Annotated in this window: 14 protein-coding genes; 10 read left to right on the top strand and 4 right to left on the bottom strand. The window is 37.3% G+C overall.

All coding sequences use genetic code 11. From position 1 onward, the window contains the following. Nucleotides 1-260 precede the first annotated feature (260 nt). Nucleotides 261-944, bottom strand: coding sequence for a 7-cyano-7-deazaguanine synthase QueC (queC, locus tag BLR62_RS07730; protein ID WP_090795488.1), 684 nt, complete (start codon nt 942-944; stop codon nt 261-263). A 172-nt stretch (nt 945-1,116) separates the two neighbouring features. Between queC and BLR62_RS07725 the strand changes: the two genes are divergently transcribed. Next, on the top strand, nt 1,117-1,653 hold the full coding sequence (locus tag BLR62_RS07725) for an HD domain-containing protein (RefSeq protein ID WP_090795487.1): 537 nt from the start codon (nt 1,117-1,119) through the stop codon (nt 1,651-1,653). Between the two features lie 73 nt (nt 1,654-1,726). Further along, nucleotides 1,727-1,870, top strand: coding sequence for a hypothetical protein (locus BLR62_RS12470; protein WP_176759254.1), 144 nt, complete (start codon nt 1,727-1,729; stop codon nt 1,868-1,870). A 64-nt stretch (nt 1,871-1,934) separates the two neighbouring features. Here the strand turns inward: BLR62_RS12470 and BLR62_RS07720 are convergent, their stop codons facing one another. Further along, the gene (locus BLR62_RS07720; protein ID WP_090795484.1) at nt 1,935-2,810 is read right to left on the bottom strand and encodes a MerR family transcriptional regulator; all 876 of its coding nucleotides are present in this window, start codon (nt 2,808-2,810) and stop codon (nt 1,935-1,937) included. Nucleotides 2,811-3,001: 191 nt separating this feature from the next. Between BLR62_RS07720 and BLR62_RS07715 the strand changes: the two genes are divergently transcribed. Genes BLR62_RS07715 through BLR62_RS07680 form a run of 8 tightly spaced genes read left to right on the top strand, consistent with a single transcriptional unit; the run spans nt 3,002 to nt 11,314 of the window. Continuing rightward, nucleotides 3,002-4,531, top strand: coding sequence for a phytoene desaturase family protein (locus BLR62_RS07715; RefSeq protein WP_090795482.1), 1,530 nt, complete (start codon nt 3,002-3,004; stop codon nt 4,529-4,531). 2 nt (nt 4,532-4,533) lie between these two features. Continuing rightward, nucleotides 4,534-5,976 (top strand): phytoene desaturase family protein, encoded by a 1,443-nt coding sequence (locus tag BLR62_RS07710; RefSeq protein WP_090795480.1) that lies wholly within the window; start codon nt 4,534-4,536, stop codon nt 5,974-5,976. 6 nt (nt 5,977-5,982) lie between these two features. Continuing rightward, on the top strand, nt 5,983-6,816 hold the full coding sequence (locus BLR62_RS07705) for a phytoene/squalene synthase family protein (protein WP_090795478.1): 834 nt from the start codon (nt 5,983-5,985) through the stop codon (nt 6,814-6,816). A gap of 17 nt (nt 6,817-6,833) precedes the next feature. Continuing rightward, nucleotides 6,834-7,862 carry a type 2 isopentenyl-diphosphate Delta-isomerase gene (gene fni / locus BLR62_RS07700; RefSeq protein ID WP_090795476.1) on the top strand — a complete coding sequence of 343 codons (1,029 nt, stop codon included), beginning with the start codon at nt 6,834-6,836 and terminating at the stop codon, nt 7,860-7,862. A gap of 59 nt (nt 7,863-7,921) precedes the next feature. Then, nucleotides 7,922-8,767, top strand: a complete 846-nt coding sequence (locus BLR62_RS07695; protein ID WP_090795474.1) for a hypothetical protein — start codon at nt 7,922-7,924, stop codon at nt 8,765-8,767. Nucleotide 8,768: 1 nt separating this feature from the next. Then, entirely contained in the window at nt 8,769-9,287 is a 519-nt protein-coding gene (locus BLR62_RS07690) for a hypothetical protein (protein WP_090795472.1), read from the top strand. After that, complete coding sequence (locus tag BLR62_RS07685) at nt 9,287-10,123, top strand: sulfurtransferase (RefSeq protein ID WP_090795469.1); 837 nt, start codon at nt 9,287-9,289, stop codon at nt 10,121-10,123. The genes BLR62_RS07690 and BLR62_RS07685 overlap by 1 nt, the downstream gene beginning before the upstream one ends. A gap of 12 nt (nt 10,124-10,135) precedes the next feature. After that, nucleotides 10,136-11,314, top strand: coding sequence for an aminotransferase-like domain-containing protein (locus tag BLR62_RS07680; protein WP_090795467.1), 1,179 nt, complete (start codon nt 10,136-10,138; stop codon nt 11,312-11,314). Nucleotides 11,315-11,372: 58 nt separating this feature from the next. On the opposite strand, the gene BLR62_RS07675 is transcribed toward BLR62_RS07680, so the two are convergent. Further along, a complete protein-coding gene (locus tag BLR62_RS07675) occupies nt 11,373-11,762 on the bottom strand; it encodes an ectoine synthase (protein ID WP_090795466.1) in 390 nt (129 codons plus the stop codon). Between the two features lie 16 nt (nt 11,763-11,778). Continuing rightward, the gene (gene ectB / locus BLR62_RS07670; protein WP_090795463.1) at nt 11,779-13,053 is read right to left on the bottom strand and encodes a diaminobutyrate--2-oxoglutarate transaminase; all 1,275 of its coding nucleotides are present in this window, start codon (nt 13,051-13,053) and stop codon (nt 11,779-11,781) included. Nucleotides 13,054-13,069: the final 16 nt, after the last annotated feature.

Below are 13,069 nucleotides of genomic sequence, written 5' to 3'. Positions count from 1 at the left end.
AAGTAAATAAGTCAATAAATAAGCCGGACAAAAATAGTATTTTAACTATTTTTTGTCCGGCTATTTGTTTACATATACCACAGCAATCTGGAATGGACGAGACTCTTGCGGGAAGAGCACGAGCTGAAGATCCACTTTAGAAGCGGGTTTTGCTTCTAAAGTTAGCTGAGGCCGCGTGAGCAGAAAGGGAGTCTATTTCAGATTGCGATGACCATTTGATCGAATTGTTCGTGTTTTTAAGATATTCATTTTTGTTTTGTCTAAGACTCTTCAAGCGTTTGATAGGCTTTGTCATTTGGGTTGTTTAGATAAGTATCGAGACCGGCTTGTCTAAGTTTGCAAGCTGGGCAGACTTGACAACCTTCTCCTATCATTCCTTCATAACAAGTTAGCGTATTGTAGCGGATAAAATCTAATACGCCTAGTTGATGACTTAATGCCCAAGTTTGTGCTTTATCAAGCCACATGAGGGGTGTGTGAATGGTGAACGTTTGATCCATAGCTAAATTTAACGTTGTATTCATCGATTGAATAAAGTCGTTTCGACAATCTGGGTAGCCGCTGAAATCTGTTTGAGAGACACCGGTAATGAGGTGTTTAGCTCCAATTTGTTGCGCATACACACCAGCAAATGATAAGAATAAAAGGTTTCGCCCTGGTACAAATGTTGAAGGTAATTTACCCCCTTCACCATCTTTAACATCAATAGAATCTCTTGTTAAAGCGTTAGGTGCTAACTGGCTAAGTAATGACATATCCATTATTTTTTGAGTAATGCCTAACTCTTTGGCAATAGATGTCGCAATTTCTATCTCTTTTTTGTGGCGTTGATTGTAATCAAAGGTTACGACGGATACATCTTGAAATTGTTTAAGAGCCCAAAATAAACATGTCGTGCTATCTTGTCCACCACTAAAAACAACGACTGCTTTTTCATTTCTCATGATAAAAACTCCTTTTATAAAACGTGTTGTGTGGCATTATTGCTTATCATAACATGTTTTTTTATGCAAAAAGTAGGGAACAAAAAAACAAACTAGCAAAAAACATTCATAAACAAATGAATATTTGGTACAATACATGAAATAAAAAGAATGAATAGTGGGGGGAGATCGCATGCGAAAAGTAACATTACTTGATTTATTTCATCATCATATAGTTCAAAAATATGTTCACCGTTCGGGAATGGCTCATGCGATTGACGTTAGTGAACGGGCTGTTGAGATTGCGATACAAGTCGGTGTGGATCCTGATTTAGCTGCAAAAGCCGGTTTTTTACATGATATTGGCCATTACGAATGGTATCAAAACGGTAAATGGGATTTTCAATTGTATAAAGAAAATGATATTCATGCGATTAAAGGGGCCGAGCGTGCACATAAGTTATTAATTCGAGAAGGTGAAGACCCAAAATTAGCGAAGCAAATCGCACTTGCGGTTTTGCTGCATACGGACTCGTACTTACCTCAAGGGTCACTTGAGTTGACCCCACTTCAAAAGGTAGTACAATATGCGGATACAGAGGTTGAAGAAGAAGATGGATATCATCATTATCGTAAAATAAGCGAGGATCAAGCATACGCGAGGTTGAAACAATTGGATGAAAAAATCGATCGATTAAATAAACGCTATCAGCTAGAACACATCACGTAAAGACATGTTTAACGATGATAAAACAGGGAAAACACTTATTAAACAATTAGGTTTAAAAAGGAGTTTGATAACTGTGGTTCAAGATAAAGATGTCGATGTACAAAAGACAGAGAAAAAGACAGACCCAAGTAAAGTCGGTGTCGCATTTATCAAGTATGCGACGTATCTAATCATTTTCTTCGGGATTATGTGGTTTGTCATTAATTATATTATGTAAAAAAATAGCCTGATTAGAAAAATCGTTATACGATATTCTGATCAGGCTATTTTTATATTTAGTTCTAGGCATTTTTACATTGGTCGAACCATGTCTGCCATGCTTTATAATCATTAGGGAAAATGAGGTGGTGATATTTTTTTGGTAATTGAGTCGCGCTTTGTCCCCCTATAATGATTTTAATAGTTGGATAGCGAGTCGTGATCGTTTCAATTAACTCAATAACAGCTGAAAGATTAGAAGATAGTGTCACTGAACAACAAATATACTCCACTGATAAATCCTCAATCATTGCATCGATCGAGTCAACAGGTGTATTTTCACCAATGAATTTCACATCAATATCTTGCTTTTTTAAGAATAGTGAAAAGAGAAGCAATCCGATTTGATGCATTTCATTTGGCGGGCAAATGGATAGTGCTGCACTTTGGGGATTGGATAATTGATATTGATAAAAATGTTGAGCAATCTGCTGTTGCACGTACTGACTAATAAAGTGTTCTTGTGCAACAGTCAACGTTCCATTTTGCCAGTTGTCCCCAACCTTCTTTAAAACAGGTAATAATATATCACAAAAAATGACTTGCTCTTCACCCGATTGGATTAAATCATAAATTAGAGATGATGCTTCATCTGATTTGTATTGGATGAGAAGGTGATAAACTTCCTTAATCAATGATGTTATATCAAAATCATCTAAAGAATATTTGAACGATGCTTCTTTTTTTTCTTTTAATAGGCCCATCGCTTGTTTAACCGTAAGTTGGTTCTGTTGTTTCTGATCAATTACAAATTGTAGATCGGCTAGGTCTTGATCAGAATAGATCCTTGTCCCACCATCTGTTCGTTCTGGCACAATAACACCATATCGTTGTTCCCAAGCACGCAGTGTAATAGGTGAAAGGTCTGTTAGCTGAGCTACTTTTTGGATCCCATACATTCATGTCACCTTCTCTTTTATTCGTTATATTTAACGCGTCTTTCAAAAAGTAGTGTATCTCTTAAACTAATTATAGTATAAACGTTATGATTTCCAAATCAACTCATATTTCTATACAATTATTATACAAATATTATATAATGAAAGATAGATAGATGTCACAAGTAAAGAGTGTTTTGGAGGCGGTTTAAATGGCAAAACAAATTATTGTTGTAGGTGCAGGCCCTGGTGGTTTAGCGACAGCGATGCAGTTACAAGCATCAGGCTATCAAGTGAAAGTATATGAAAAGCAATCTGTTGTGGGTGGTCGAACGTCAAAGCTAACAGTGGGTGATTATGAATTTGATTTAGGACCTACTTTTTATATGATGCCAGATCGATTAGAGGAAGTTTTTTCGGAATCAGGGCGAAATTTGCATGATTACGTCGATATGAGGGAAATTGATCCGCTCTATACACTCAAATTTGGTGATGTCGAGTTTAAACCAAGTCGAGATCATGAAAAAACACGAAAAGAAATTGCACGACTGTTTCCTGGTGATGAAAAAGGATACGACTTGTATCTTGAAAAAGAAGCGAAGAAGTTTGATCGAGTCGTTGACTTATTAAAACGACCATTTATGAAATGGTCAGATTATTTTTCAATAGAATTATTCAAAGCGATTCCTCATTTAAGTGCATTTGATACCGTTTACGGTCAATTGTCGAAGTATTTTAATGATGAGCGTTTAAAATGGGCATTTTCTTTTCAGTCCAAATATTTAGGCATGTCTGCTTGGGAATGTCCTGGAACATTCACGATTTTATCTTACTTAGAACACTCACAAGGCCTCTATCATCCGATTGGTGGTGTGAATCAAGTGTGTGAAGCGATGGCCACCGTGATTAAAGAATATGGCGGAGAAATTTATCTTAATGAGCCTGTTGATCGTGTCATAGTAGAAGGCGGCTCAGCTAAAGGCGTTCAGTTAGCTTCAGGGGAAAGTGTAATGGCAGATGACATTGTGATGAATGCTGACTTTGGTTATGCTGTGACAGAGTTATTTGATCAAAAAGATTTAAAAGCATTTAAACGTGAAAAAGTTGATAAAAAATCGGTGTCTTTATCGACATTTATGCTCTATTTAGGCGTTGATAAACCGCTTGATCTACCGCATCATATGGTTTTATTTGCAGATGACTATGAAACGAATGTAAATGATGTGACAAATGGTAATCATTTATCAGAGGATGCATCGATCTATGTGCATAATCCATCTGTGATTGACCCAACTTTAGCGCCAAAGGGAAAATCAGCTCTCTATATATTAGTGCCAGTACCTAATCTGGAAGCTGATATTGACTGGGAAGAGAAAACCCCTCTATTACGCGAGCAAGTGTTAAGTCGTCTTGAGCAAGAGCCGGGTTTAGAAAATCTTCGCCAACATATTGAAGTTGAGAAGATCGTTTCGCCTCGTGAGTGGAAAGAAGATTATCATGTTTATAAAGGTGCGACATTTAATTTATCACATGAATTAAAACAAATGATGACCTTTCGACCCCATAATAAATTTCAAGATGTTGAACATGTCTTTTTAGCAGGTGGGGGAACCCATCCAGGAAGCGGATTACCAACGATCTTCCAATCTTCTTTAATTACGAAGCGGTTAATCGACAAGCAGTATAATGTGTCAAAAACAAAACGAGGCACGATACCTCTCACTACAAAGGAGCCGATTTAGTCATGAGTATAGCGATTGTAGGTGGTGGAATCGGTGGACTGACGAGTGCGATTTTATTACGTAAAAAAGGCTATGATGTAACAATTTATGAGAAAGAAGATCGTTTAGGGGGTCGAATGACTTATGAAACAGATGGTGAGCATGTCATTGACCAAGGGCCAACGATTGTGCTTTTGCCAAATTTATTACGTGAGATCCTAGCTGAATGCGGATTGAATCAAGACGATGTAGAATTGATTCGTTGTGATCCGTTGTATGATATTCATTATGCTGATGGAACAACATACAGAAAACATCAAGATCCTAAAAAGCAAGCAGAAGAGATTAAACGGCTTTTTCCAGAAGATGAAGAAGGGTTCAATCGTTATTTATCTGAAATGGAGCGTATTTATAACTTTGGTACAAAAGCTTTTCTTTCACAGTCCTTTTCACTAAAGCGTGAATTTTTATCGTTTGAAAATTTGAAATTTGTTATTTCTTCTCGTTCATATCAAACAGTTACACGGTATTTGTCGCGGCACTTTCACCATTTGAAATTAAGGCAAGCCTATGCACTTCAAACGTTATACATCGGCGGAGCACCTCACCAAGTACCTGCGTTATATGGACTCATCTCTTACAGTGAGCATGCATTTGGCATATGGTACGTTAAAGGTGGTTACTACCAGTTAATTCCTAAATTAGAAGCATTAGCAGAAGATTTAGGCGTGACGATCTATAAAAACACACCGATTAGTGAGATCAAGGTTGAAGATAAACAAGTGAAAAGCCTTATTACGTCTGGACAAAAAGAAGTACTGTATGATCGTATTGTATTCAATGGTGACTATCCGTTAATCGAAAACTTAATCAAAACTGAAAAAGTCGTAAAAAAGAAGTTAAAACCGTCTTCCGGTTGTGTTATGGTTTATTTAGGTTTGAACAAGCGTTATCTTAATACATTAACACATCAATTTTTCTTATCCCGTGATTTTGAGCAGTATATGAAGCAAGTCACAAGCTCCAATACACTACCCAAGGATCCTTCGTGCTATGTCTTTAATCCTGTAACGATTGATCCCGAATCAGCAAAATCTAATAAAAGCACACTGTACCTCTTAATACCAGTCTCATCTCAACTTGACTGTGACCAAAATACCCTAGAACAATTTGTCGATCAACAAATCAAATGGATTGAGAAAGAAGCTTTTCCAGGATTAACGGAACATATTGAATGGAAATCAATCCGTACACCGAGAGATGCAGAAAGTGAAGGGCTGTTTGGGGGAGGGAGTTTTGGTGCAGCGCCACATCTCAATCAGCTCGGTGCATTTCGACCACAGCTCACCCACCCATCAATTAAAGGCTTGTATGCTGTTGGTGCATCGGTTCATCCAGGGGGAGGTATTCCGATTGTGATGCAAGGTGCTAGGTTACTAGTTAATGAAATTGTAAAAGGGGAGTAACACATCATGTCATTAAATCCAGAATTGGCTCTTGCCTGTAAAGAAATGATGAAAAAAGGCTCATCTAGCTTTTATCAAGCATTCAAATTTTTACCGAAACAAAAACGTGAAGCAGTTCATGTGATCTATTCTTTTTGTCGTATGATCGATGATGCAGTTGATGAGCCAGAGAATTCACCGTATACGTTGGAAGAAATTGATGAGCTCTTTACAAATCTAGATGAGGCAGAGGGTCATTTTATATGGCCATCGCTAAGATGGGTAATGGCTGAATACAATCTATCAAAGGAGCCCTATTATATTCAGATGAGTGGTCAGCGTTTGGATTATACAAAAACTAAATATGATACATTTGAAGAGCTAGAGGATTATTGCTATCGTGTAGCGGGTTCGGTTGGGGAGATGTTGATTCCTGTTTTACAACCTAATCCAAATCAAGCGATGATTGAAGCGGGTATTGCGTTAGGAAAAGCGATGCAAATTGTTAATATATTAAGAGATATTGGTGCTGATAAGAAGCTAAACAGACGATACATTCCACTCGAAATCATGAAAGAATACGGTTATACTGAAGAGGAATGGGAACAAGGCGTCATCAATTCAGCTTTGAAAAATGTGATTCATTATTTAACGAAAAAAGCAGATCAATGGTTTACAGAAGGTCTTATCCATGTTGATCAATACCCTGAAAAGAGTCAGTTAACATTGCGATTAGCTGCAAGCTACTATCGTGAAATTATAGAAGTTATTAATGAAAATGACTATCAAGTCTTTACTAAACGTGCAATTGTAACGAACCGTAGAAAAAGTAGGTTGTTAATGCAATTGACGAAATCGTAATAAAAGGAGCTAGATCGATGGCAAGTGATATTAACAAACGTAAAGCTGAACATATTAAACTATGTTTAACAGATCAAGTAACTGGAGAAGGCATTAGTTCGGGATTAGACGCTGTAAGATTGGTTCATAATGCATTGCCTGAAATTGATTTTGATAATATATCACTCGAAACAACATTTTTAGGTAAGCCAATTAAAACACCGTTTTTAATTAGTTCAATGACAGGTGGTGCTGAACTTGCGGGTGATATTAATCAGCATTTAGCTACAGCAGCCGAGGAGCATGGTTGGGTGTTTGCCTTAGGATCGACACGTGCCTTGATTGAAAATGAATCGTTCAGAGAATCGTTCAGAATTCGAAAATATGCACCCACAATCCCCGTTGTGGCGAACTTAGGTGCTGTGCAATTAAACGAAGGGTTTACAGTCTCTGAATGTAAACAAATCATTGATATTACGGGAGCAGACGCACTTGTGCTCCATTTAAACTCCATTCAAGAAATCATCCAAACAGATGGCGACACGAATTTCCATCAATTATTACCAAAGATTGAACGCTTAGTGAAAGAGTTAGATGTTCCTGTTGGCGTTAAAGAAGTTGGCTGGGGTATAGATGGTGTGACAGCAAAACGTTTAGATAATATTGGTATTCAGTTTATTGATGTGGCCGGAGCAGGCGGTACATCTTGGAGTCAAGTTGAAAAGTTAAGAAGTCAAGATCGTATTAAAAAACAGGCTGCCGAGGCCTTTGTCGACTGGGGTATTTCAACAGTTGAAAGTTTACTTTCTGTAAAAGAAAATGTATCTCGAGCATCGGTCTTTGCGAGTGGTGGTATGCACACGGGTGTCGATGCATGTAAGACGATTGCTTTAGGTGCATCTCAAGTAGGATTTGCAAGATCTATCCTAAAAGAAGCGACAACGTCTGCAGAAGCAGTGAGTGAGATTATGCAAATAAGAGAATTAGAATTGAAAATGGCGATGTTTGGTCTAGGTGTCTCATCTATTGAGGCGCTTCAACAAACGGATCGTGTAGTTTTAACATAACTTTAAATGCTCTTAGACTTTGCTTATGATATAATGAGCGAAGTCTGGGGGTTTTTTTAATGAATCGCGTCCGATTTTTTAGTGTTGTTACGGTATTAGTCATATTAACGCTATTTGCACACCTATACTTACAATCTTTTAAGTTAGAGGAGCCATTATACATAGAGCATTATTACGATTATGTTTATACACAAGATGATCCGACCAAATTTGACCTATATTACATCGATCATAAAGATGCAGACCGAGATATTAAAAATATTGAAACGGATCATGGTATAGAATTGAATGTAATTGACGCAAGTGTTGATCAAAGGTTTCAACATTATGCCTTACACAGATTGCAGTTACAAATACCAGATATTGATCACGATTTATCAATCGAATCGATGACAATAAATTATCATGACGGTGTTGTTCAATCCGCGCAGATTGGAAAAATTGATATCGCAAAGGCCCCTGAACATGATGCACATGTATTTCACGTGCATTCATACAGAGATCATGAACAACAACAATCCATTATTGCTGTTGAAGAAGAATTAACGATTCAACAAGTCGATCACTCTTTTTCATCTGAGCTAAAAGATGATATCGTGTTCTTGTTTGAATCTTATCAATCCGGTCAATCCATTGATATTACTAATGTACCAGATTGGTTAAGTGATGATTCTTTATTTCGAGGGATTCCTCTGATGGCTTACCAAGATCAAATACTGCCTAAAACATTTGAAGAGGATACATTCTTTGAAGTGTATACGCACGTTAATCCTAACAGGTTGATGGTGGTAGATTTTCCGCTCTACTTTTCTAAGGAAACGGAGGAGCATCGTATTCCGATTCAACAACGTACGCACTTAACAGAATCGACTATTCACCAGTTAATTGAAAATGGAGGGAGTTAACGTGTACCAAACTTGGGTTATACTAATGATTGGCTATTTAATGACGATTTTAGAGTTTGAAGGCACAGATCAAATACAGATTCTTCTAGTATCGGGTTTTATTTTAATTGGAATCGGCCTTAACACATTTAAATACCGCGATGCTTCTGCCAAGACCGCACAATATATAGCTATAGGTTTAGCTGTGTTCCATATTGTAGCACCATTTTTATTTGAACAATCACAGATATTACACAATAGTGCTATGTTGTTTAAATTCGTTATGGTCTACTATATATTCAGATTTTTATTAAATTTGAGTCATGAAAAGAATGATCAAACGCTTTATCAATCAACTTTATTTTTACAAAGAGCCTATATTGGTTTTTTTAGTCTGTCTTATATAGGAGCACTTATTGCAATGGCAACAGCATCACCGGTTGTTGTTATGCTAGTGCTAGTCTCTACTATTATCTTTCTAATTACGGAAATTTTATTTGTCGTCTGGCTAAATAAATTTAGAAAACAGGAGGTGGTCTGATGGATTTTTTGATAAATGCTGATGAGCTCTACAATCGAATGGAAGACGTTGTCATCATTGATGTGCGCTTTGAATTAATGAATCCTGATAAAGGGTATGAACTTTATAGACAAAGTCATATTCCGGGGGCAGTGTATTTTGATTTAAATAAAGATTTATCATCAGAAAGACAAAAACATGGAGGGTATCATCCTCTCCCTGAACAAAATGATTTATTGACTAAATTGAGTAAAGCAGGTGTTACCAAAGATTCGACAATCGTGATTTATGATCAGGGTGATGCGATGTTTGCTGCTCGATTGTTTTGGTTACTTGACTATTATAATCACGAACGGAAATTCATTTTAGATGGTGGTTTTAAGGCTTGGATATCTAAAGGATTTCCGACGACACGTGTTGTGAAACGACCGTCTCGCACATCTTATGCCGCCCAACCCATTGAAGAAATGACAGTTGATATTGAACAAGTTAAACAAAAGAAGGATCGAGACGATACGATTTTACTGGATGCACGATCGATTGAACGATTTAATGGTGAGTATGAACCGATTTATGATAAAGCGGGGCATATTCCAGGCGCCAAATGTTTTGATTGGACATTTGTTTTAAACGATGAAGGTAAATGGAAGACAAAAGAAGAATTAAGTGCCTACTTTGAAGAGCTAGATCCTGATAAAGAGATCATTTTATCTTGTGGCTCAGGTGTTTCAACATCTATGAATTATTTAGCTTTAACAGCACTCGGGTATAAAAATATCAGGTTATATCCGGGAAGTTATAGCGATTGGATTAGCTATCCAGAATTACCAATCGCAACAAAAAAAGATTTAGAGTAGAGGTGAATGTATATGAATTATCAATTCGCTGATCGCGTTCGTTATTTTGATGCATCAGCTGTTCGAGAAATTTTAAAAGTCGTTAATAAAGGGAATGTTATTTCACTTGCAGGGGGTCTACCTGATGAGGCACTGTTTCCGGTAGAAGCAGTCGATCAAGCTTTTTCAAAAGCGATTAATTCAGGTAACAAAGCACTTCAATACGCTGAAACAGAGGGGCTTTTCAAGTTAAGACAACAATTAGCTGAGCGCATGCATTCAAAAGGGATGCATGCGCAACCTGATAATATGTTGATTACATCTGGTTCACAACAGGCCATTGATTTGTTTTCTCGTATTATGTTTAATCCAGGTGATGTTGTGCTTACTGAAGATCCAACTTATTTGGCTGCGATTCAAGTTTTTCAATCATATGAGGTCGACATTGTACCGGTTAAATCTGATCGCCAGGGGATGGTAGAAGAAGATTTAGAAGAAAAACTAGAGCAGCATCAACCTAAATGTGTGTATGTTGTCCCGACATTTTCAAATCCAGATGGTAAAGTGTGGTCTAAAGAGCGCCGTGAAATGTTAATCGCCTTAGCTAAAAAATATCAAGTGGTTATCTTTGAAGATGATCCATATGGAGAAATTCAATTTGAACCAGATCAAGTCCCTAATAGTATTCAATCACTCGATCATGATGGGGAGTATGTTGTTTATACGAGCACTATTTCTAAAACGGTTGTTCCAGCCATGCGTTTGGGTTGGATCACAGGACCTAAAGAAGTAATCCAATTGGTTACACAGGCAAAACAAGCGGCTGATTTACATACGAATTCAATTAGCCAGCATGCACTGAGTCATTTGTTGAATGATTATGACTTAGACCAACATATTAAACGTATTACAACTGTTTATTACGAACGAATGAATGTGATGAAAGACTGTTTAAATGATTTAGATTTAGAAGGTTTAGTTTATGAAATACCTAAAGGTGGTATGTTCTTTTGGCTTACGTTACCAGATTCTATCGATCCAGCTGCTTTACTTGAAAAAGCAGTCGATAATGGTGTAGCTTTTGTTCCGGGTAAACCATTTTATGTCGAAGCCAATCAGACGTCAACGATGCGACTGAATTTCACAAATGCAACAATTGATGAGATAAAAGAAGGTATGAATCGGTTAGTGAAGACATTTAATGAAATATAATTTAAAAAAGCATCAGCGATATTTTAACTCGCTGATGCTTTTTAGCATTTATCTTTAATTATTCGCTATCATCAACAGGATAAACGCCATTTTCATCATGGACTTCGTTTCCTGTTAGTGGTGGATTAAACACACAGATCATTCGCATGTCTGTTTTAGCACGAAGTAAGTGTTCATCATTCTCATCAAGTGCATATAATTGATTAGCTGAAATCGGCCAAACTTTATTATCACTTAATGTTACGACTTCACCTTCACCTTCTATACAATAGACACTCTCAAGGTGATTCTTATACCAAATATGCGTTTCAGTTCCTGCTTTGATAATAGTATCATTCACAGAGTAACCCATTTTATCTTTTTTCATAATGAGGCGTCTGCTGACCCAGTTACCGCCATCAACTTCATGTTCTGTACCTAATACATCTTCTAAAGATACAACTTTCATAATATTCTCCCCCTATTTATGCTAACTCTGGTTTTTTCTCTAATACGTCTTGAATACTTTTCTCAATAATATTTAATCCTTTTTCAAGGCCTTCATCATCAATTGTTAAGGCTGGGAACAGCTTGAATACTTCATCATTTGGCCCAGCTGTTTCCATAATTAAACCGTGCTCAAATGCTTTAGCGGCAATTTCGTTAGAAAGTCCTTCAACATCACAAGCAACACCTACCATAAGTCCGCGACCACGAACTTCTCCTTTTAATTCAGGGTATTCTTTAACGAGTCGCTCCAAGAATGCATGTGTTTTTTCAGCTTTATCTTTGATGTTTTCTTCTAATTTCGAATCTTTCCAATAATCAAGCGCAGCCGTTGCGGTTACGAAAGCATGGTTATTTCCTCTAAATGTACCATTATGTTCACCTGGTTGGAATTGATCGATTTCAGGGCGAACAAGTGTCATGGCAAACGGAAGGCCATATCCGCTTAATGATTTTGACATACAAATAATATCGGGTTTAATACCAGCAGGTTCAAAGCTGAAGAATGAACCTGTACGTCCAACACCAGCTTGTACCTCATCAACAATGAGTATGATGCCCCAACGTTTACATAGTGCTTCTATTTTTCTCATCCATTCAAAGCTTGCAGCGTTAATACCACCTTCACCTTGAACGGTTTCAAGAATCATCGCTGCTGGAATTGCAACGCCACTTCCGTTGTCTTCTAGGAAGCGATCAATATAGTCAATCGCATCTTGATCGTCTACATAGTTATCATAAGGCATTGTGACAACGTTTTGTAAAGGTATGCCTGCACCCTTACGTTTCATTGAGTTACCTGTAACGGATAATGCACCAATTGTCATACCGTGGAACCCATTAGTGAAGCTAATGATATCCGTACGGCCTGTCGCTTTACGAGCAAGCTTAAGTGCACTTTCTACAGTGTTCGTTCCTGTTGGGCCAGGGAACATCATCTTATAATCCATATTTCTTGGTTTTAGGATTGTTTCATGGAAAGTATTTAAGAATGTTGCCTTAGCATCTGATGCCATATCTAATGAATGCGTGATATGGTCACTCATAATATAATCAATTAATTTTTGTTTCATCTTTTCGTCGTTGTGTCCATAATTAAGGGCACCTGCACCAGAGAAAAAGTCGATATACTCTTTGCCTTCATGATCCCACATCTTATAGCCTTTAGTTTTTGTGAAGATCGTCGGGAAACTTCTGACGTAACTACGCACCTCTGATTCTAAATTGTCAAACACTTTCATATCGTTTTTCATTTTATAATCCCCCTTG

Source organism: Pelagirhabdus alkalitolerans (assembly GCF_900096905.1).
GTDB classification, from domain to species: Bacteria; Bacillota; Bacilli; order Bacillales; family Amphibacillaceae; genus Pelagirhabdus; species Pelagirhabdus alkalitolerans.
Note: the sequence above shows the minus strand (reverse complement) of the source record. Positions and strands in the feature narration are given on the sequence as shown.